Here is a 20,154-nt window from a genome sequence, read left to right as displayed (position 1 = left end):
GAGCGGGGCCGGGCAGAGCGGGGCCGAGCCGGGTACGGGGCGGGTACGGGGCGGCAGCCGCTACTCTCCGTGTCCGCGGTGCCTGGCCACCGGGCCCGGCGCCGCGGACGTGTTGCCCTGGGATCGGGGCGCGGGACGGAGGCGGGCCCCAGAGCCCGGGCCCGAGCCCGGCCGCCACCGTGTCACCTCGACCGCCGGGCTCACCCTGCGGCGCCGACATCCGTCCGGCCGGTGCGGGAACGCGCCCCGGAGCCGGCCCCGCGCCGCGCGGCGCGGGCCGTGCTCCTCGCCTCCGTCGCCCGCGCGGCCCCGACGTACCGGACGACGGCGGAGGCGTCCGGTACGTCGGAGACGCCCCAGGCACCCGGGACGGGAGGGCACGGGACGGGAGGGCGGCCGGACATACGGCCGGGCACAGGCCCGGGCACAGGCACAGGCCCGGACATACGGCCGGGGTCGCGGCCGGGGCGGACGGCCCGGCGGCCGTCGTTCGCGGGAGACGAGATCGTGCACAGTGCGGGGGCGTCGACGCGCCAGAAGGCCCGGGCCGGGGCCGAGAGGGCGTGCACGAGCAGGGCCCGGACGACCGCCTCCTCGGCGATCACCAGGGCGTGCCCGACGTCCGCCGGGAGGCCCTCCAGCCAGTCGGCGGTACGGCGGCACAACCTGCGTACGGACTCACCGCCGTGCGGCGTGGCGTCCGGGTCCCGAAGCCAGGCCGAGAAACCGTCCGGGTCGGCGGTCGCCACCTCCTCGACGGTGCGGCCCCGCCAGGCGCCGTAGTCGATGTCGCGCAGCACGGTCTCGACGTCGGGTTGCAGGCCGAGGGCGGCGGCCACGGTCGCGCAGCGCATCGACGGCGCGCGCAGGGAGGGCAGGTACGGGGGCATGGCTGCCCTGGCGGCGCCCGCTTCCCGCAGGACGCGCTCACTCGGGAGCCCGTCGCCGAAAACAGTGTTCCGCGTGCCTCGGATGCCGTCTCCCGTGGCCTCGCGGATTCCCGCGGCCGCGCAGAGGAACGTCAGGCGGACCGTCATGGCGATGGACCTCCTTCCGGGCCCGGCGGGTTGCGCCGGGCTCCTGCCGCCGGTCAGCCGACCGGCGGGGGTGTACGGCCGGGCACAGCCGGTACGCGAGCGGTCGCGACGTCACCCGTGCGGGGCCCGGGCATGCCGTGGGCCGAGCGGGGCCGCCGGACGGGGACGATCCCGGGGAACCGGTCCGCCGGCGGCGGGGACGTAGGGGAGCCGTCCACCGCGGCTGCGGCGGGCGGCACGGCCTGCTGTGCGTCGGGCCTCATGTGCTTCAGCGTCGGCCACGGCCGCCCGGGCCGACCATCCGGCAGATGTCCGGAACTCCCCCGCCGACTGGCCGGTCGGGGTGGCCGCGGATCGGACGGGCCGAGGCCCGCTCCGGGATCGGCGGCCACGACGCGGTGTCTCCCCCGGCCATCGCGGCCAGCACGACCAGCACGACCAGCACGACCAGCGCGACCAGCGCGACCACCCCGTGTGCTTGAACTGATGCCGTCGACGAGCCGTACAGGTAGTCGCGGGCGTGACGGCTGCCGTCATGCCGATCAACGGCCCTGCGCGGAAGGACCTTCGGGTGGCGCTCTGGACACGTTCTGGCCGGCTGCCGGCCCAGGCAGCGGCTCCGGCCGCGGAGACCCCGCCTGACGGCGGCACGGATGGTGGGACTGTCTGTGCAACGGACAGCGGCACGGACAGCGATACGGACAGCGGCACAAACAGCAGCACGGACAACCGCACGGGCAGCGGTGGTAGGGCCGTCGGTCGGTCCGCGCCCGTCGCGTCCCTGGATGGTGGCCCTCAGGAAGGCCGTCCGGACGGCGGCCCCACGGCGGAGACGGCCGCGTACCGGTCGAGCACCGGGCAGGACAAGGCTCAGCACGAGAGCCAGGACGACGACCAGGGCAACGACCAGGGCAACGACCAAGGCGACCAGGACGACCAGGACGACGACCAGGGCGACCACCAAGGCAACGGCCAGGGCGACGGCCGGGACCAGGACCGGCAGCACGCCACTCGCGACACCGGACAGGACGGCGACGGCGACCACGGCGCCTCTCACGACGGCGGGAGCGGCGGGACGAGCGACGCCGGCACCCACGACACCGAAACCGGGACCAGCACCGGCACCGGCACCGGCACCGGCAGCACGTCGGAGAGGTGCGCCCCCCACGAGGTCGGGGCCGATGCCGGGACGGACGGCGGAGCCGACACCGGGACCGACACCGGGACCGACACCGGGACCGGCACCGGGACCGGCGGTGTGCCGGCGGGACGTCCCCGCCCCGACGGAGTAGGCGACCCGGCCGCGACCCCCGGCCCCGGTGGCCGGCCGGGCCGGTACCCGGTCGCGAGGCTCGTCCTCCGCCGTGGCACCACCGCCCTGGCCGCCGTGGTCGTGCTCGCCGCGCTGCTGCTGCCGACCAAACTCGGGCACCTCACGGCGCCCGTGTTCCTGCGCATACCGGTCGAGGGGATCTGCGGCGTCGCCGTGCTGCTGCTCCTGGGGCCGGGCGGGCCCGGCCGGGTGAGGCGCTTCATACCGGCGCTCGCGGGCGCGGGGCTGGGCCTGATCACCGTGCTCAAGCTGCTCGACCTGGGGTTCGACGCCGTCTACAAGCGGCCCTTCGACCTCGTGCTCGACTGGGTGCTCCTGGACTACGGTCAGTCGTTCCTCCGGGACTCCATCGGTCCCGCGGGCGCGATGGGCGTCGTGCTCGGAGCACTCGTCCTCGTCGTCCTGGTGCTCTGCCTCATGACCTGGGCGGCCGTCCGGCTGAACCGTGTTCTGGCACGTCACAGCGCCGCGGCCGTGGGGGGCACGCTCGTGCTCGGGACCGTGTGGGTCGTGTGCGCCGCGCTGGGCGTGCGGAACACGGCCGTGCCCGTCGCGGCGGGCAGTTCGGCCGAGTTCCTCCAGGACCGGGTGCAGCAGGTGCGTGCCGGGCTGCACGACAAGGAGGAGTTCGCCAGGGTGGCCGCCGACGACGACTTCGCCGACCTGCCGGCCGACCGGCTGCTCACCGGGCTGCGGGGCAAGGACGTGATCTTCGCCTTCATCGAGAGCTACGGGCGCAGCGCTCTCCAGGACCCGGAGATCGCGCCTCCGGTCTCCGCGCTGCTCACGGACGCCGACCGCCGGCTCAGCGACGCCGGCTGGTCGTCCCGGAGCGGGTTCCTCACGTCACCGACGTACGGCGGCGGAAGCTGGCTGGCGCACTCCACCTTCAACTCGGGCCTGTGGATAAAGAACCAGCAGCGGTACCGCACCCTCACCTCCGGTAACCGGATGACACTGTCCGGGGCCTTCCGGAAGACGGGGGCCTGGCGCACGGTCGGCATCATGCCCGGCGTCACCCGGTCCTGGCCCGAGGGGAAGTTCTACGGCCTCGACCACGTCTACGACTCGCGCAGCATGGGCTACAAGGGGCCGAAGTTCAGCTGGACTCCGGTGCCGGACCAGTACAGCCTGTCCGCGTTCGAGCGCCTGGAGCACGGAAAGCCGGGACGCGGGCCGATGATGGCGGAGATCATGCTCGCGTCGAGCCACAACCCGTGGGCGCCGATCCCGAGAACGCTCGGCTGGGACGAGATCGGTGACGGGTCGGTGTACGAGTCGGTGAAGGAGGAGGGCGAGGACCCCGAGGAGGTGTGGAAGGACCCCTCGCGGGTCCGCACGGAGTACCGGCGTTCCATCGAGTACTCGCTGACGACCCTCATCTCGTACGTGGAGGAGTACGGCGACGAGAACACCGTGCTCGTGTTCCTCGGCGATCACCAGCCCGTGTCCACGGTCACGGAGGACAGGCTCGGCCGGGACGTGCCCGCCACGATCCTCGCCCGCGATCCCGCCGTGCTGGACCGGATAGACGGATGGGGCTGGGACCCCGGACTCAAGCCCGGTCCGGACGCCCCGGTCTGGTCCATGGACGCCTTCCGCGACAGGTTCCTGTCCGCGTACGGGGACCGGCCCGGGGAGATGTCGAAGTCGTCGACACCGACGCCGACACCGACACCGACACCGGCTTCGACACCGACGCCGACGGGGGACTGAGCGACTCGCCGGTGCGTGCACGGGTCCCCGCCGGATCCCCCGCCGTGCCGCGCTGACGTGCGTGCGTACCTGGCCGTGTGGGCGCGCACGCCCGTCTGACCGGATTCGGGCGCCACACCCCGGCCCCGGCCTGACGGGCCGTGCCCTCGGCACCCGCCCGGGCGCGCACGCACACGTGTCCCGTACGTGTCCCGCACATACCCCGGAGCCGGACGCGTACATGCCACGGTCCCGGACGCGCCGGAGGGCAGTAGAAGCCCCGGGTGGCCCGGGCACGGTGTTCCGAGCGCCGTGCTCCAAGCGCCGTGTTCCGAGCAGCACGTTCCGAGCAGCACGTTCCGAACGCCGTCCGTGATCGTGGGATGCGCGTACGCGGGTCGCCCCGGCACCGGCGGACTTGCGGGCCGCGGGGCGGACACTCAGGCGGGATGCCGCGGGGGGAGGCGCCGTCGGGCACCCCGTGCGGTGCAAGGGGCCTGCGCGGAAGCCTGCCACCCCCTGTACGGCCGGGCCCCGCCGCTCCGGCCATCACCTTGAAGCCGCTCCGGCCGTCACCTGAACGCAGAAACCCAAACGTAGAAAAGGGGAGGCGGGCCCCCGTGCCCGCCACCCCACCCCGGTCGGCTGGTCAGGCCCGCTGGCGCGCCCGCCCTCGTACCACCACCGAGCGGTGCCGGAACGCACCCGCGACCGAGGAGCCGCCGCGCGCCCCGATGTACCACAGTCCCCTGATGTCGCGGCCGAAGGACCAGACGAGGGCCACCAGCGCGGCGAGGACGACCAGCCGGGCGGCGACGGGCGGCAGAAGCCCGGTGGTGGCGACGAGCAGCGCGACGCCCTGGAGCGCGGCCACGGTCTTGCGGGCCGTGCTCGGCGGCAGCGGGCCGTTCAGCCACGGCAGCATCCGCGCCGCGGCGACGAACACGTAGCGCATCCCTCCGATCACCAGCACCCAGGCACCCAGGGAGAGGGCCACATGGACGCTGAGCACCAGGATGAGGAAGGCGTCGGCCTCCATGTCGAAGCGCGCGCCGAGCGCGGACTCCGTCCCGGTGCGCCGCGCGACCCGGCCGTCGACCGCGTCGAGGACCAGCGCCACCGCGGTCAGCGCGACCAGCGCGGTGGTCCGGGGCCCGCTCGCGAAGGACTCCGCGACCAGCGCGGTCACCCCGCCGGCGAGCGTCGTCCTGACCAGCGTGACCGTGTTCGCGGGACCGAACGGCCTCGGCGGCCACGAGCGGTGCAGGGCGCGTGTCAGCAGCGTCCACATCCCGGCCGCGAACACCCCGCCCGCGAGCCAGCCGGCGGCGCCCAGTCCGGTCGCCGCGTCCAGCAGGACCAGCAGGACGGCCAGCCCGCCCGCGCCCGCCGCCGTCTCCGGGCGCAGCAGCCGAACCTCGAAGGTGCCGATCAGGGCCACCGCGGTACCACCCTCCGGATGTGTGACAGAGTCGACGAGTGCCGCGTACGGTGTGCGCGGTCTCATGATTTTCAGAACGTAAACCGTCGCGCGAGTGTTCAGCGGGAGGTCGCGAATGGAGCGCGTCGCACGCGCCTTCTGGCTCAATTCCCCAGGTCAGGGCGAGATTCGAGATGTTCGGCTGGCAGAGCCCGCCGAGGGCGACGTGGTCGTGCGCAGCCTCTGCTCCGGGGTGAGCCGCGGCACGGAGAGCCTCGTCTTCCGCGGCGGGGTACCGGAGAGTCAGTACACCGCGATGCGGGCGCCGTTCCAGGAGGGCGAGTTCCCCGGTCCGGTCAAGTACGGCTATCTGAGTGTCGGTGTCGTCGAGGAGGGACCGGCGGGTCTCCTCGGCCGGACGGTGTTCTGCCTCCATCCGCACCAGAGCCGCTACGTCGTTCCGGCGAACGCGGTCACCCCGGTGCCGGACGCGGTACCCGCCGAACGGGCGGTGCTGGCGGGGACGGTGGAGACCGCGGTCAACGCCCTGTGGGACGCCGCGCCCCTGGTGGGCGACCGGATCGCGGTCGTCGGCGCCGGGATGGTCGGCGGCTCGGTCGCCGCCCTGCTCGCCCGGTATCCGGGCGTGCGGGTGCAGTTGGTCGACGCGGACCCCGCACGGGCCGCCCTGGCCGAGGCACTCGGCGTCGGTTTCGCGCTCCCGGAGGAGGCCCTGGGCGGCTGCGATCTCGCCGTCCACGCCAGCGCGACCGAGGCCGGGCTGACCCGTTCGCTGGAGCTGCTCGCGCCGGAGGGCACGGTACTGGAGCTGAGTTGGTACGGCGACCGCCGGGTCAGCGTGCCGCTCGGCGAGGCCTTCCACTCCGGCCGGCTGGTCCTGCGCGGCAGCCAGGTCGGGCGGGTGGCGGAGGTCCGCCGTTCGCGCCGCAGCTACGCCGACCGTCTCGCGCTCGCGCTCGAACTGCTCGCCGACCCGGTGTTCGACGCGCTGGTCACCGGCGAGTGCGCCTTCGAGGAGCTGCCGTCGGTGATGTCCCGAATCGCCGCGGGTGAACTCCCCGGCCTGTGCCACCGGGTGGTGTACGGCACCTCGTAGCGGGGGCCGGCGCCGCCCGCCCTGCCCGCCCCGCCCGCCATCGCGCGGGCGGGCGGCCAGCGGTGCGCGGCACCCGGCAGGCACCCGGCACCCGGCACCCGGCACCCGGGAAACCGGTAGCCACCCGACAGCCGACCGACAGCCGACACCCGGCGGACGGTCGGCCGCCGGGCCTGAACCGGGTTCACACCGCGCCCGCGCTCTGCCTGCTTCGCGCCCTGCCCCCCGAACTCCGCCGGAACCACCCCCGGACCCCGCCGGCTTCGCGCCGGCTCCGCGCCGACTCCCCACCGGCTTCGCGCCAGCTCCGCGCCGACTCCCCGCCGGCTTCGCGCCGACTCCGCGCCGGGACGCGCCCACCTGCTGCCGTCATCGGAGCGACCTGCGTCTTTGAACACGCAGTACTCTCCGGCCGTACTGATGGACACGGCCGCCCACCGGCGGCCGAGCCGTACGACCGGGAGGTCACCGCCGTTGTTCAGCGTCACCGTCCGTGAGCACCTGATGATCGCTCACAGCTTCCAGGGCGAGGTCTTCGGACCCGCGCAGCGTCTGCACGGAGCGACGTACCTCGTGGACGCCTCCTTCCGCCGCACCGAGCTGGACGCCGACAACCTCGTCATCGACATCGGCCTCGCCACCGCCGAACTGGGCGGTGTGGTGGCCGAGTTCAACTACCGCAATCTGGACGAGCTGCCCGAGTTCGCCGGGACCAACACCTCCACCGAGTACCTGGCCAAGGTCATCGCCGACCGGCTCGCGGACCGGGTGCACGCGGGGGCGCTCGGCGAGGGCGCGCGCGGGCTGTCCGGCGTCTCGGTCACGCTGCACGAGTCGCACATCGCATGGGCGAGTTACGAGCGGGATCTGTGAGTGCGGACGCCGTGGGCGCGCGCCCCCAGCACCGCACCACCGCCGGCGGGCCCGAGCGCGCCGTCCGGTTCGTCATGCCGGGCGGTGTGGACGACCCGGCCGCGCCGAGCGGCGGGAACGTCTACGACCGGCGGGTGTGCCGCGAGCTGCCCAGGATCGGCTGGCAGGTGCAGGAGTGCGCCGTCGCGGGGGCGTGGCCGCGGCCCGGTGCCGGACCGCGGTCCGAACTGGCCCGGGTACTGCGCGAGTCGGCGGACGGCAGCCTGGTCCTCCTCGACGGGCTCGTCGCGTGCGGGGTTCCCGACGTCGTCGTGCCGGAGGCCGGCCGGCTGCGGCTGGCGGTGCTGGTGCATCTTCCGCTGGGGGACGAGACGGGTCTCGCCCCGGCCGTGGCCGCGGAACTGGACGCCGCGGAGCGCACGACGCTGCGCGCCGCGGCGCTGGTCGTGGCGCCGGGCGAGTGGGCGGCGCGGCGGCTCGTGGAGCACCACGGACTGGACCCGGACCGGGTCCACACGGCCGCCCCCGGCGCGGACGTCGCCCCGCTGGCGCCCGGGACCGCGTCCGGCGTGCCCGTCCTCCCCGGGCCGGTCGCCACCCGGGAGGGCGCATCCCCGGACGGCGGTGCACCCCGGCTGCTCTGCGTGGCCTCCGTGACGCCGCGCAAGGGGCAGCACCTCCTGGTCGAGGCCCTGGCGTCCGTCGCCGGACTGCCCTGGACATGCGAGTTCGTCGGCGGGACCGGCCACGACCCCGCCTATGCCGCCCGGCTCCGGGAGCTGATCCACGAGCACGGCCTGGGCGACCGGGTGCATCTCGCCGGCCCCCGGTCCGGGCCCGAACTGAACGCGAGCTACGCGGCCGCGGACCTCCTCCTGCTCGCCTCGCACACCGAGACGTACGGGATGGTCGCCACCGAGGCTCTCGCCCGCGGGGTCCCCGTGCTGGCAACGGCCGCCGGCGGGCTCCCGGAAGCCGTGGGGCGGGCACCCGACGGCAGCGTGCCCGGCACCCTGGTGCCGCCGGGGGACCCGGCGGCACTCGCCGCGGCGCTGCGCCGCTGGCTCGTCGAGCCCGGTGAACGGCACCGCTCCAAGACGGCCGCTCGACGGCGGCGTACCGCACTGGCCGGCTGGGAGACGACCTCCCGGAACCTGGCCAGGGCGCTGGAACAGCTCCGGCACAATCCCCTGGAGGCCGTGTGAGTACGACCGATGTCACGCGTTTCGCGCCGGAGTGGCTGGCGCTGCGGGAGGCCGCCGACGCGGCGGCCCGCGCACCCGAACTCCTGGAGCCGCTGCGGCTCCATCTGCCCGGCGCGGCCACCGCGGAACGGCATGGTCGGGCCGCCCCGCTGGTGATCCGGGACCTCGGCTGCGGCACCGGTTCGATGGGACGCTGGCTGGCGCCCCGGCTGGGCGGCCGCCAGCACTGGATCCTGCACGACCACGACCCCCGCCTGCTCGAACTGGCCGCCGCCCGGCTGCCCCGTACGGCAGCGGACGGCAGCCCGGTCACGGTCGCGACGGAGCGCGGAGACGTCGCCCGGCTGACGGCGGAACGGCTCATGGGAACCTCGCTGGTCACGGCGTCCGCGCTGCTGGACCTGCTCACGCGGGAGGAGCTGGACGGGCTGGTCGCCGCCTGCGCCGGAGCCGGCTGCCCGGCACTGCTGGCCCTGTCGGTCGTGGGGCGGGTGGACCTCGCCCCGGCGGACCCGATGGACGACGAGATCACCGACGCCTTCAACGCGCACCAGCGCCGCGAGGAGCACGGCCGCCGGCTGCTCGGGCCGGACGCGGTCGCCGCGGCCTCGGTCGCCTTCGCCCGCCGGGGCATGACCGTGCGGGTGCAGACCAGCCCGTGGCGGCTCGGCGCCTGGGCGGGGAAGTCCGCCGGGTGCGCCGAGGGCCCGGGAGCCGCGGGCGGTGACGGCGTCGCACCGGACGGGCGGTTGTCGCGGCGGCTGACGGCGGAGTGGCTCCGGGGCTGGGTCGGCGCGGCGCGCGAGCAGCGGCCGGACCTCGCCACCCGGTCCGGCGCCTATCTGCGGCGCCGGCTGGAGGCCTGCGAGGCGGGGGAGTTGCGAGTGGTGGTGCATCACAGCGATGTGCTGGCGCTGCCCCGGGGCGCCGGCGGCACCCCGTGACCGGGCGGCACCCGGCACACCCGGCGATGGGACGAGAACCGGCGCAGGGCGGGACCCCATGACCGGATGGCATCCCATGGCCGGATGGCACCTCACGACCGGGCGCCACCCCGCGGCCGGGCGCCACCCCGCGGCCGGAGAGGGCCCCGCGGCCGGGCCGCACCCGCCCGCCGGACATGGCCGGCCGACCCCGGGTCAAGGCCTGACCGGGCTGCCGTTGATCGGGCGCCCGGCGATCGAGCGGCCTCTCACGACCGAGCCCAGTCTCACAAAGGTGCGCCGCCTCACGACCGAACGCAGTCTCACGACCGGGCGCCGCCTCACGGCCTCGGGACACCCCGCGGTCAGGGCGGTCCGGGGGCGCCTCGGCATGCTCGCCGGGGCGGCGCTGGTCGCGGCGACTCTGTGGTGGCAGGGCACCGGCGCGTTCGTGGACGGGATACGCGGCATAGACGCGCCCACGCTGCTGGCCGCTCTCGGCATAGGCCTGTTCACCACGGTGCTGAGCGCATGGCGATGGTGCCTGGTGGCGCGGGCGCTGGACATCCGGCTCGCGCTCGGCCCGGCCGTCGCCGACTACTACCGCTCCCTGTTCCTGAACGCCGCGCTGCCCGGTGGGGTGGCCGGCGACGTGCACCGGGCGGTGCGGCACGGGCGGAGCGCCGGGGCCGTGGGCCGGGGAGTGCGTGCGGTCGTCCTCGAACGGGTGGCGGGGCAGGCGGTCCTGCTGGCCGTCGGCGCCGTTCTGCTGGTGGCACACCCGTCCCGGCCGCTGGACCGGGCCGGCGGTGCTCTCCTCGAGTCCGCCGCGGCTCCCGGCGCGACCGCGGTCCTCGCGGCGGCTGTGTTCGTGGCGGCCGTGGCGGCCGTGGTGGCCGTGCGGCGTCGCAGGGGGACCGCGGCCTCGCGATGGGGCCGTGCGGTCCGCGGCACCCTGGCCGAGGTACGGGTGGCGTACCTCGGGCGGCGCCACGGCCCCGGGGTGCTGATCTCGTCCGTCGCGGTGCTGGCGGGGCATCTCGGGATGTTCCTCCTCGCCGCCCGGGCCGCCGGATCGGGGGCCGCCGCAGCCGAGTTGCTGCCGCTGATGGTGCTGGCGCTGCTCGCGATGGCGCTGCCGCTGAACGTGGGCGGCTGGGGGCCCAGGGAGGGCGTCACCGCCTGGGCCTTCGGAGCCGCGGGCCTGGGCAGTGCCCAGGGGCTGAGCACCGCCGTGGCCTACGGGCTACTGGCCTTCGCCGCCGCCCTCCCCGGTGCCGCCGTACTCGCCGTCCAGTGGTTCGCCGGACCTCGGCGCGCGCAGGTCGAGTTCGTAGAGGGTGTCCTCGCCGAGGAAGGCGCGGCGCACGTGCGGCCTGAGGGCGTCCCGCATCGCGTCGGGGCCGGGGAAGGCGAGGCCCGGCACCCCGTCGCCGATCAGCACCGGCGCCACGGTGACGTACAGCCGGTCCAGGGCGCGCTCGTGCAGGAAGCGGGACACGGTCACTCCGCCGCCCTCGACGAGTACCCGGCCCAGTCCCCGGCGCGCGAGTTCGTGCACCAGACGGCGGGGGGTGAAGGCGGCGGAGTCGGGGAGGGCGAGCACGTCCACACCGGCGCCTGCCGTACCGTCCTCGGGGGCCTGCCGGGCGCCGACCACCCACAGGGTGGGCGCCGCGCCGTCGGTGAACAGCCGCCGTCCCGGCGGGACCCGGCCGTGCGGGTCGAGGACGACCCGCACCGGGTCCGGGCCGGGGCAGGCGCGGACCGTCAGCCGGGGGTCGTCGGCGGCGGCGGTGCCGGCGCCGACGACCACCGCGTCGGAGAGCGCCCGCAGCCGGTGCAGGTGTTCGCGGTCCTCGGGGCCGGTGACGTAGTCGGCGTCGCCCTGGCGGGTCGCGATGAACCCGTCGAGGCTCTGGCCGAGTTGGGCGAAGGTGAAGCGGGGTCCGGCGAGGCAGAGCGGCAGATAGCGCTCGGCGAGGAGGTCCGCCTCGGCGGAGGCGCCGTCCCTCCACCGGTACCGCCCGTGCCCGTCGCGGTGCAGTCCGGCGGCCTCGGCCTGCGCCGGTGTCCGCACGGCCAGCAGCCGCTCCCAGGCGCTCCGCGCGTCGACCGCGGCGACCTCGTCGGCCCGCCGGTCGTCGTGAAGGCCGCTCACCGGGCCCCCTCCCCGTCCGGTTCGGCGGAACGTTCCGGCACCAGCAGCGAGAAATACGCTGCGAAGGAGCCGGCGAGCGAGGCGAGCAGTTGCTTACCCTTCTCGGCCGACGCCAGGGAAGGCCGGCCGACCACACCGGTGTCCGTGTAGGGACGCAGACCTACGGTGAGCAAATGCTCCCGTTCGTCGGCGAGGAAATCGGAGGTCATATGACCGGGGTGTACGAGTTCGGGACGGTCATGCAGAAGAATCGACGTCTCCACTTCACCCGCGTGCATATCACTGTGCGACGGTGTTTCCACACCGGCGCGTTCGCGTGCGGCACCCCAGTCGGCCGAACCCGGGAAAAGCGCCATACGGGTGCCGGTGCCGAGGGATTCCTGAACCACGTTGCGCAGCACGTAGTTTCCGCCGTGCCCGTTGACCAGTACGAGATTCCGGATGCCGGACCGCCGGAGCGATTCGGCAATGTCCCGCACCACGGCACAGAGCGTCGTGGCGGAAATGCTGACGGTCCCCGGCCAGGCGGAGTGCTCGTGCGAGCAGGAGAAGGTCAGCGGCGGCAACCGGTGGACCGGGTACGCGGCCGCGACCTCCCTTGCGATCGCACTCGCGATCAACGTGTCGGTGACCAGCGGGAGATACGGACCGTGCTGCTCGAAGCTGCCGATCGGCAGGACCGCGACGGCCGCCCGCCGCGCACCCGCGTCAGCGGTCGTGTCCCACGGCAACGGGCCGGGTTCCGGCGGCTTTTCCTGCGGGTCGGTCATGTTCCCGCCCCTTTCCTTCCGTGCATTTTCTGCGTTCCATGAGATGCGGCCGATCCGAACCGGCGTCAAATGCCGGTCAGCCGAGATCTCCACACCGAAGACAACTCCCGCCAGAGGCTACCCGATAGGATCCGGCCATGACAGACAGCGATGGCACTCTCCGCATGGACGCTCGCGCCAAGAACACCGAGCGCATGGCAACTGTCCAACTGTCCACCACTTATGGTGTTTTCCGCGCCATCGGCTACCTGGATCGCATTCGCGGCGACGAGCAGATCGCGCTGGTATACGGCGACATCACGGGAGAGGACGTACTCGCCCGGCTGCATTCGGAGTGCCTTACCGGCGACGCCTTCGGGTCACGCCATTGCGAGTGCGGCGACCAGTTGTCGGCAGCGCTTCGTGCGATCGTCAGCGAGGGTCGCGGCGTTCTCGTGTACCTCCGGGGCCACGAGGGGCGCGGTATCGGCCTGCTTGCCAAACTCCAGGCGATGCAGCTCCAGGCGGAGGGCATGGACACCGTCGAGGCGAACCTCGCACTCGGCCTGCCGGTCGACTCCCGCGACTACGGCGTCGCCGCGGACATGCTGCACGACCTCGGCGTCAGGTCGGTACGGCTGATGTCGAACAACCCGCTCAAGCGGGAGGCGCTGCTACGGCACGGCATCAGGGTGAGCGAGCAGGTCCCGCTGCTGACGCAGCCCCGCGAGGAGAACATCGTCTATCTGCGCGCCAAGCGGGAGCGCATGGGCCATCTGCTCCCCCACCTCGACCGCCCCCCGCTGGACCGCACGGCGGGCCAGTCCTGAGCGGGGAAGGCTCGGCCGGGCGAGTCCCGTGCCCCAGAGGCCCCTGGAATCCGGCGGAGCGGCGCTCGGGTTCCGGGGGCCTTCCCGTCGCCCCACCCCGAGGCTCCCCTGAGATCTCCCCCCCTTCGCCCCTGAGATGTGCCGCATCTCCTTCACAGGCTCCCCGGAGGGTGTCAGCTTTGACTGACAGATAGTCGGTGAAGAGGACGGGATGACCGGAGGCACGGCCCCGCACCCGAACGGGGATGAACTACTGCGGATTCTCGCGGCGCTCGGCAACCCGCACCGGCTGCGGATCGTCGCGGCACTCACCGAGGGCGGCCGCGACTACGTCAGCAGCCTCGCCCGGGAGCTGGGCATCGGACGGCCCCTGCTGCACATGCACCTGCAACGGCTGGAGGCCGCCGGGCTCGTCACCGGCTCGCTCGAACAGGCGTCTGACGGCAAGGCCGTGAAGTACTTCGAGGTCACCCCGTTCGCCATCGGCCTCACCCCGGAAGCGGTCGCTCGCGCGGCCGCGACGATCACCCAGGAGGAGAAGCAGACCATGAAGGAGACGGCGAAGTGAACCACACGGACTGGGCCGGAACGATCGGCGCCGGCGGCGTCTTCCTCTTCCTGATGGTCGCCGTCTGGCAGGTCGCGGCGACCTGGCGGGCCAGGATGCTCGCGGCCCGCGAGGACCGGTACAAGCGGCTCGCGGCCAGGTACGCCGAGCTGCTGGAGGACAACGTCGAGCTGCACCGGCGCACCCTGGAGGAGCTGACGGTGGCCCGGGCCTCCATCACCTCGATGGAGAAGATGATGCGCTCCGTCGATTAGCGCGGACCGGCGGCCGCCCGGTTGCCGGCGCCGCGGCGCCCGGACACCACCGCCGGGCCCAGCCGCGAGACCCCGCCGCCGGACCCCGCCGCCGGTGCGGACGGTCCCGCGCGCACGGAGGGCGGCAGCATCGGGCGGACTACGAACGCTACCTGGCGTCGACGGCCCCGCGCGTACGGAGGGCGGCACCGGGTGCCGCGGCGCCGGGCCCTACCCGGCGAGGACCGGCCGGCGCCGCGGCGCCCGGTGGGCTCCACGGCGCCTCGCCGATCCACCGCCGCCTCGCCGATCCACCGCTGCCTCGCCGGACAGCGCATGAACCCCTGAGTTCGTAGCGTTATGGGGTATTTTGTCGCCTCTGGCGGCCAGTGGACGGGCTCCGGCACGGACGCCCGGCGCGTGCGCAGACGAGGATCGAGAGCTGACGTGGACACCCCCCGTTCCCCGCGCCGGGCCGCGGCACGCGCCCTCCTGGCCGCAGCCCTCCTGGCCGCGCCCGTCGTGGCGGCGGCGGGCGCCTGCGGCGGCGCCGACGCCGGCTCCGGAGGCGACGGGCTCTCCGGCACGGTCAGGGTGGACGGCTCCAGCACGGTGGCCCCGCTCTCCACGGCGGCCGCCCAGCTCTTCCAGCAGCGCAACCCCGGCGTGCGGATCACCGTCGGCACCTCCGGCACCGGAGGCGGCTTCGAGAAGTTCTGCAACGGCGAGACCGACATCGCCGACGCCTCGCGGAGGATCACCGCCGAGGAACGGGCCCACTGCGCGGAGAAGGGCGTGGCATACGAGGAGCTGCGGATCGCCAATGACGGACTGTCCGTCGTGGTGAGCGGGGAGAACGACTTCGCCGACTGCCTCACCGTCGGGCAGTTGCACCGGATCTGGGAGCCCGGCTCCCGGATCGGCAACTGGAACCAGGTCGACGCGGCCTTCCCCGACGTCGAACTGGAGCTGTTCGGCCCCGGCACCGACTCCGGCACCTTCGACTACTTCACCCACGCCGTCAACGGCGGGGAAGGCCGCTCCCGGACCGACTACTCCCCGAGCGAGGACGACAACGTCACCGTGCAGGGCGTCTCCGGCTCCAAGGGTGGCATGGGCTATTTCGGCCTGTCGTACTACGAGGAGAACAAGGACAAGCTGAAGGTCCTGAAGATCGACGGCGGGAACGGCTGCGTCGAGCCCACCCGGACCACCGTCCAGAACGGCACCTACCAACCCCTGTCGCGCCCCCTCCTCATCTATCCCAGCGCCGCCGCCCTCGACCGCAGGGAGGTCGAGGCGTTCGTCGAGGCCTACGTCGACAACAGCGCGGACATCGCCAGGGCCGCCCAGTTCGTCCCGCTCAGCCCGGGCCAGGAGGCGGAGCTGCGGCGGGATCTGACGAGACTGCGCGAGGAGCACACACCATGACGGCTCGGGCACGGCGCCGCCGGGCCGCTCCCGGCAGCCCCGGCTTCCTGAAGCGCTCGCAGTCGCGCTGGGCCGAGCGGGCGGTCGGGGTCCTGCTCGTGGCGGCCGCACTCGTCTCGGTACTGACCACGATCGGTATCGTCGTCGCTCTGATCCCGCCGGTCGTGGAGTTCTTCGGCAAGGTGGGCTTCGGGAGGTTCATCACCGGGACCGACTGGTCCCCGCTTTTCGAACCCCCGCGGTTCGGCGTCCTGCCGCTGGTGACGGCCACGCTGGTGGTCACGGTCATCGCCCTGTTCGTGGCCGTCCCGCTCGGCCTCGGCGCGGCCGTGTACCTCAGCGAGTACGCCGGTCACCGGGTCCGCGGCAGCCTCAAGCCCGTGCTGGAGGTCCTCGCCGGCATCCCGACCGTGGTCTACGGCTTCTTCGCGCTGAGGGCCATCACCCCGTTCCTCCAGCGGAACTGGCCGGGCGGCGATCCGCCGGAGGTGTTCAACGCCCTCTCGGCAGGCTTCGTCATGGGCATCATGATCATTCCGACCATCGCCTCGCTCGCCGAGGACGCCATGGCCGCCGTGCCCCGCTCGCTGCGCGACGGAGCCTGCGCGCTGGGCTCCTCACGCATGCAGGTCTCCACCAGGGTCGTGTTCCCGGCGGCCCTCTCCGGCATCGTCGCCGCCGTCGTCCTCGGCGTCTCCCGAGCGATCGGGGAGACGATGATCGTGGCCATCGCGGCAGGCGGCCGCCCCAACCTCACCTTCAACCCGCTCGAGGGCATGCAGACGATGACCGCGTTCATCGCCGCCGCCGGTATCGGCGACCTGCCCACCGGCTCCACGGGCTACCAGACGATCTTCGCCGTCGGCCTGCTGCTCTTCGCCATCACCCTGGTGATGAACCTGATCAGCATCCGCCTGGTGCGCCGCTACCGGGAGGTGTACGAGTGATCCCCACCGCGGCCACCTCCGACCCGCCGGAGGTCACCCGCCTCAGGGGGCGGGGCACACCGCTGCGCGAGCGGTTCTTCCGGCTCGGCCTGCGGGCCTCGCTGGCCGTCGGAGTGCTCTTCCTGGTGGGCCTGCTCACCTATGTGGTGGTCGAGGGCTGGCCCCGGCTGAACTCGAAGTTGTGGACCAACTTCCCGGACGTCATCGACCCGTCGAACGCCGGCGCCCAGTCGGCGATCACGGGCACGGTCTGGGTCGTCTCCTGCACCGCCCTGTACTGCCTGCCGACCGGTGTGCTCACCGCGATCTACCTGGAGGAGTACGCCGACCGCGACCGGTGGTGGAACCGGGCGATCGAGATCAACATCCAGAACCTGGCGGCCGTCCCCTCCATCGTCTACGGCATCCTCGGCCTCGGCGTGATCTCCCGCGGACTGGGCTTCGGCCAGACCGTGCTCACCGCCTCGCTCACGCTGTCCCTGCTGGTACTGCCCATCGTGATCATCTCCTCCAGGGAGGCGATCCGGGCGGTCCCCCAGTCCGTCCGCCAGGCCTCGCTCTCGCTGGGCGCCACCCAGTGGCAGACCGTCCGGCGCCAGGTGCTGCCCGCCGCCGTGCCCGGCATGGCGACCGGCTCCATCCTCGCCCTGTCCCGCGCCATCGGGGAGGCCGCGCCGCTGCTGCTGCTCGGCGGGCTGACCTTCATCACCTTCAACCCGACCGGTGTGCAGAGCCAGTTCACGGTACTGCCGATCCAGATCTTCAACTGGATCAGCCAGTCCCGCGCCGAGTTCACCGCGCTCGCCTCCGCCGCCATCGTCGTCCTGCTGGTGATCCTGCTGGTGATGAACTCGCTGGCGATCTGGCTGCGCAACCACTTCACCCACCGCTGGTGACCGCCGTGCCACCGAACTCCCCGTACGAGGAAGCCCCATGAACCCCCCTCCCGGTCACGGACCCGGCGGCACCCCTCCGCCGCGGCCGGTCCACCTCGCCGCCCCACCGCCGTCCGAGACGGTCTTCGAGGTCGGCGGCCTGTCCGTGTTCTACGGCGACCACGAGGCCGTGCGCGACGTCAACATGAACATCGGGGCCCGCCAGATCACGGCGATGATCGGCCCCTCGGGCTGCGGCAAGTCCACCGTGCTGCGCTGCTTCAACCGGATGAACGACCTGCTGCCGGACGCCCGCGTGGTCGGCAAGGTCCGCTACCACAACGAGGACCTCTACGGCCGGGAGGTCGACCCCATCGAAGTACGCCGCCGCATCGGCATGGTCTTCCAGAAACCGAACCCGTTCCCCAAGTCCGTCTACGACAACATCGCCTACGGCCCCCGGATCGGCGGCTTCAGGGGAGACCTGGACGACCTCGTCGAGGAGACCCTGACCCACGCGGCACTGTGGGACGAGGTCAAGGACAAGCTCAGGACCCCGGCGCTGGCCCTGTCGGGCGGGCAGCAGCAGCGGCTGTGCATCGCCCGGACCATCGCCGTCGAGCCGGAGGTGATCCTGATGGACGAGCCGTGCTCCTCCCTGGACCCGATCGCCACGGCGAAGATCGAGGACCTCATGGAGCGCCTGGCCCGGCAGTTCACCATCGTCGTCGTCACCCACAACATGCAGCAGGCCGCCCGGGTCTCGGAGCGGACCGCGTTCTTCGGCTCGGAGGTCGACCGGGACGGGGTGCGCCACGGCCGGCTGATCGAGTTCGACGAGACGGGCATGCTCTTCAGCAACCCGTCCGACCAGCGCACGGAGGACTACATCTCCGGCCGCTTCGGCTGACGGGCCACCGGATCCGAGTACGCCCGCGCACGGACGCATACAGACGCATACAGACGCATACAGACTCGAACACACCCGGACACAAGCACACGGGCACAGACCGACGCAGGCAGACACAGGCAGACGAGGGACACGAGCAGCCGGGCGCAGACAGAGGCAGCCGGGTGCGTACGGCTGCGTACGGCTGCGGCTCCGTCCCGTAGCGCGGCACCGCTGCGGGGACCGGGCCCCGCGCGATCCACGGCCTGGTGTGCCGTTGCGGGGGTCGGCGGGCAACCCGGGTGGGGTGCCCGCCGGGGCGGTCCCCGCCGGGCGTACGGCCGCTGCCGTGTCAGAGGCCGGCGCGCTTCTTGACGGCGCCGAGGTCCACGAACGTGAAGCCGGTGGCCCCGCGGTCGCCGTCCCCCGGTGTGTCGTGCCCGTCCTGCACGACGAGCAGGCCGTTCGGGTACCTCGCGCCGAGCGGTGCGTCGAGCGCCGCCGCGCCGTCGCTCTCCTCGGCGCCGTCGAGGGCGGGCGAGGCGGCGGTGACGCGGAAGCCGCCCTCGTACGCGTTGCGCTCGTCCGCCCCGCGGTCGTAGAGGGCGAAGCCGTCGTCACCCTGACTCGACGCCAGGAGGTAGCCGTCGCCACCGGGCCCGGTGAGCAGGGTCAGCCCCTCGACGTCGGCGGAGAGGTGTGTGCCGCCGAAACCGGGGTCGGCCCCCGCGACGCACTCCCCGGTCCTCTCGTCGTAGGCGGCGGGGACGCCGTACTCCCGGACCTTGTCGACGAGCCGGGGCGTGCCGGTGAGATCGGCCCGCACCCGCCAGATCCCGACGTCCTCCTGGCCTGCGTAGAGCGTTCCGTCGGCAGGGTCGACGGCCATGCCCTCGACCTGGGGGGCGTCGCCGGGCTCACCGCAGGGCGTCCAGGCGGTGCCGTCGGGCAGGCGGAAGGAGGAGGGCAGCGCGAGGGTGCGGACCGTGCGGTAGGTGACGGTGCCCGCGGCCGTCGGCCGCAGTTCCAGTAGCGCGACCTCGGTGCTCGCCCGCCGGCTCACCAGGGCGTAGGAGCGGCCGCTGCCCCGGTCGGTCCAGGTGGCGAGGCCGTAGGCGGTCCGCTGCTCGTTGATCTCGTCCTGGTCGCGGGAGAAGACCGGCGGCGCGGCGTGGTCGGTGATGTCGGTGAGGGGGCCGCCGTGGCGTTCGGGGTCGATGCGGTGGATGCGCAGGCGGTCGTGCCCGCGGTCGCTGGTGACCGCGAGGTCGGCGCGGCCGGACGGCAGGCGCAGTCCGTGCACGAGGTCCACGTTGTTGAACCGGCCGGGTGCGTCGCCCGGGCCGGCGGGCGCGGGCGCCGCGATCGACTGCACCGGCCGCGCGTCGAGGTCGTACACCCGAAGTCCGCCCTGCTTGGCCGTCGCGATCACCAGGCTGCGGGCGGGGTCGGTGGGGTTGCGCCAGATCGCCGGGTCGTCGGCGTCGGCGTTGCCGCCCGCCTCGTCGTCGTAGAGCGTGGGCGTCTCGGCGGTGGGGGTGACGGCCGGCAGGGTGGAGGCGGTGGGTTCGGCGGGTGCTGCGGAGGTGTGCGCGGCGGCCGGGAGGGCGGCGGCGGCCACGAGGACCACGCCCAGGACGGCGGCGGCCGGCCGGCGGGGAGGATGTCTGCTCACCACGCCCTCCTTCATGTCGGGGACATGACGACTTCTCGTTGAGGGTGGAGGCGGCCGGTGACGGCCCGGCGTCCGGCGCACGGCCCTCGGGTGAGCACGCCGCGAACATGTCCGGCGCACGGTCCCGGACGCACGGTCCCGGGCGCACGTCCGTGCACATGGCCGACCTTCGCGGGGAAGGGCAGTATCGATG

At 73.7% G+C, this 20,154-nt stretch carries 18 protein-coding genes and 1 pseudogene; 13 read left to right on the top strand and 6 right to left on the bottom strand.

Annotated elements, in window-relative coordinates:
* Nucleotides 1–200: 200 nt before the first annotated feature.
* Nucleotides 201–1,037 (bottom strand): histidine phosphatase family protein, encoded by an 837-nt coding sequence (locus DDQ41_RS16890; protein ID WP_109295243.1) that lies wholly within the window; start codon nt 1,035–1,037, stop codon nt 201–203.
* Between the two features lie 268 nt (nt 1,038–1,305).
* A complete protein-coding gene (locus DDQ41_RS16880; RefSeq protein WP_109295241.1) occupies nt 1,306–1,506 on the bottom strand; it encodes a hypothetical protein in 201 nt (66 codons plus the stop codon).
* A gap of 102 nt (nt 1,507–1,608) precedes the next feature.
* On the opposite strand from DDQ41_RS16880, the gene DDQ41_RS31925 reads away from it, so the two are divergent.
* A complete protein-coding gene (locus DDQ41_RS31925) occupies nt 1,609–4,086 on the top strand; it encodes an alkaline phosphatase family protein (protein ID WP_174720239.1) in 2,478 nt (825 codons plus the stop codon).
* A gap of 628 nt (nt 4,087–4,714) precedes the next feature.
* Here DDQ41_RS31925 and DDQ41_RS16865 read toward each other — a convergent pair.
* Nucleotides 4,715–5,506 carry a CDP-alcohol phosphatidyltransferase family protein gene (locus tag DDQ41_RS16865; protein WP_109295239.1) on the bottom strand — a complete coding sequence of 264 codons (792 nt, stop codon included), beginning with the start codon at nt 5,504–5,506 and terminating at the stop codon, nt 4,715–4,717.
* A 115-nt stretch (nt 5,507–5,621) separates the two neighbouring features.
* Here DDQ41_RS16865 and DDQ41_RS16860 point away from each other — a divergent pair, with 115 nt between their 5' ends.
* The 5 genes and pseudogenes from DDQ41_RS16860 to DDQ41_RS16840 all read left to right on the top strand — a co-directional run.
* Complete coding sequence (locus DDQ41_RS16860) at nt 5,622–6,602, top strand: zinc-dependent alcohol dehydrogenase (RefSeq protein ID WP_109295238.1); 981 nt, start codon at nt 5,622–5,624, stop codon at nt 6,600–6,602.
* 474 nt (nt 6,603–7,076) lie between these two features.
* A complete protein-coding gene (locus tag DDQ41_RS16855) occupies nt 7,077–7,475 on the top strand; it encodes a 6-pyruvoyl trahydropterin synthase family protein (RefSeq protein WP_109295237.1) in 399 nt (132 codons plus the stop codon).
* Nucleotides 7,472–8,680, top strand: a complete 1,209-nt coding sequence (locus DDQ41_RS16850; RefSeq protein WP_109295236.1) for a glycosyltransferase family 4 protein — start codon at nt 7,472–7,474, stop codon at nt 8,678–8,680. Before DDQ41_RS16855 ends, DDQ41_RS16850 begins: the two co-directional genes overlap by 4 nt.
* Nucleotides 8,608–9,624, top strand: coding sequence for a methyltransferase domain-containing protein (locus tag DDQ41_RS16845; protein WP_109295235.1), 1,017 nt, complete (start codon nt 8,608–8,610; stop codon nt 9,622–9,624). Before DDQ41_RS16850 ends, DDQ41_RS16845 begins: the two co-directional genes overlap by 73 nt.
* A pseudogene (locus DDQ41_RS16840) lies at nt 9,584–10,813 on the top strand (lysylphosphatidylglycerol synthase transmembrane domain-containing protein); the annotation flags it as partial. The gene DDQ41_RS16845 and the pseudogene DDQ41_RS16840, both read left to right, overlap by 41 nt.
* Before the next feature lie 36 nt (nt 10,814–10,849).
* Here the strand turns inward: DDQ41_RS16840 and DDQ41_RS32515 are convergent.
* Together DDQ41_RS32515 and DDQ41_RS16830 are read right to left on the bottom strand one after the other, a co-directional pair.
* The gene (locus DDQ41_RS32515; RefSeq protein WP_109295234.1) at nt 10,850–11,764 is read right to left on the bottom strand and encodes a RibD family protein; all 915 of its coding nucleotides are present in this window, start codon (nt 11,762–11,764) and stop codon (nt 10,850–10,852) included.
* A complete protein-coding gene (locus DDQ41_RS16830) occupies nt 11,761–12,534 on the bottom strand; it encodes a creatininase family protein (RefSeq protein WP_109295233.1) in 774 nt (257 codons plus the stop codon). Before DDQ41_RS16830 ends, DDQ41_RS32515 begins: the two co-directional genes overlap by 4 nt.
* A gap of 137 nt (nt 12,535–12,671) precedes the next feature.
* On the opposite strand from DDQ41_RS16830, the gene ribA reads away from it, so the two are divergent.
* From ribA to pstB, 7 genes are all read left to right on the top strand, one after another.
* Nucleotides 12,672–13,343 carry a GTP cyclohydrolase II gene (gene ribA, locus DDQ41_RS16825; protein WP_172607666.1) on the top strand — a complete coding sequence of 224 codons (672 nt, stop codon included), beginning with the start codon at nt 12,672–12,674 and terminating at the stop codon, nt 13,341–13,343.
* A 211-nt stretch (nt 13,344–13,554) separates the two neighbouring features.
* On the top strand, nt 13,555–13,911 hold the full coding sequence (locus DDQ41_RS16820; RefSeq protein ID WP_109295232.1) for an ArsR/SmtB family transcription factor: 357 nt from the start codon (nt 13,555–13,557) through the stop codon (nt 13,909–13,911).
* Nucleotides 13,908–14,165: a hypothetical protein gene (locus tag DDQ41_RS16815; protein ID WP_109295231.1), complete on the top strand. Its 258-nt coding sequence runs from the start codon at nt 13,908–13,910 to the stop codon at nt 14,163–14,165. Before DDQ41_RS16820 ends, DDQ41_RS16815 begins: the two co-directional genes overlap by 4 nt.
* 426 nt (nt 14,166–14,591) lie before the next feature.
* Nucleotides 14,592–15,575, top strand: a complete 984-nt coding sequence (locus tag DDQ41_RS16810; protein WP_109295230.1) for a PstS family phosphate ABC transporter substrate-binding protein — start codon at nt 14,592–14,594, stop codon at nt 15,573–15,575.
* On the top strand, nt 15,572–16,522 hold the full coding sequence (pstC, locus tag DDQ41_RS16805; protein WP_109295229.1) for a phosphate ABC transporter permease subunit PstC: 951 nt from the start codon (nt 15,572–15,574) through the stop codon (nt 16,520–16,522). The genes DDQ41_RS16810 and pstC overlap by 4 nt, the downstream gene beginning before the upstream one ends.
* Entirely contained in the window at nt 16,519–17,418 is a 900-nt protein-coding gene (pstA, locus tag DDQ41_RS16800; protein ID WP_109295228.1) for a phosphate ABC transporter permease PstA, read from the top strand. Before pstC ends, pstA begins: the two co-directional genes overlap by 4 nt.
* Before the next feature lie 37 nt (nt 17,419–17,455).
* Nucleotides 17,456–18,307: a phosphate ABC transporter ATP-binding protein PstB gene (pstB, locus tag DDQ41_RS16795; protein WP_109295227.1), complete on the top strand. Its 852-nt coding sequence runs from the start codon at nt 17,456–17,458 to the stop codon at nt 18,305–18,307.
* 331 nt (nt 18,308–18,638) lie between these two features.
* Here the strand turns inward: pstB and DDQ41_RS16790 are convergent, their stop codons facing one another.
* A complete protein-coding gene (locus DDQ41_RS16790) occupies nt 18,639–19,961 on the bottom strand; it encodes a phytase (protein ID WP_109297775.1) in 1,323 nt (440 codons plus the stop codon).
* Between the last annotated feature and the right edge of the window lie 193 nt (nt 19,962–20,154).

Source organism: Streptomyces spongiicola, from assembly GCF_003122365.1.
GTDB classification, from domain to species: Bacteria; Actinomycetota; Actinomycetes; order Streptomycetales; family Streptomycetaceae; genus Streptomyces; species Streptomyces spongiicola.
This window is presented reverse-complemented; position numbering and strand designations above follow the sequence as displayed.

Excerpts from the sequence above, each read along its gene's own strand:
- DDQ41_RS16830 (WP_109295233.1), bottom strand. The coding sequence starts at position 12,534 with ATGACCGACCCGCAGGAAAAGCCGCCGGAACCCGGCCCGTTGCCGTGG.
- pstC (WP_109295229.1), top strand. The coding sequence starts at position 15,572 with ATGACGGCTCGGGCACGGCGCCGCCGGGCCGCTCCCGGCAGCCCCGGC.
- DDQ41_RS16860 (WP_109295238.1), top strand. The coding sequence starts at position 5,622 with ATGGAGCGCGTCGCACGCGCCTTCTGGCTCAATTCCCCAGGTCAGGGC.
- DDQ41_RS16890 (WP_109295243.1), bottom strand. The coding sequence starts at position 1,037 with ATGACGGTCCGCCTGACGTTCCTCTGCGCGGCCGCGGGAATCCGCGAG.
- pstB (WP_109295227.1), top strand. The coding sequence starts at position 17,456 with ATGAACCCCCCTCCCGGTCACGGACCCGGCGGCACCCCTCCGCCGCGG.
- DDQ41_RS16820 (WP_109295232.1), top strand. The coding sequence starts at position 13,555 with ATGACCGGAGGCACGGCCCCGCACCCGAACGGGGATGAACTACTGCGG.
- ribA (WP_172607666.1), top strand. The coding sequence starts at position 12,672 with ATGACAGACAGCGATGGCACTCTCCGCATGGACGCTCGCGCCAAGAAC.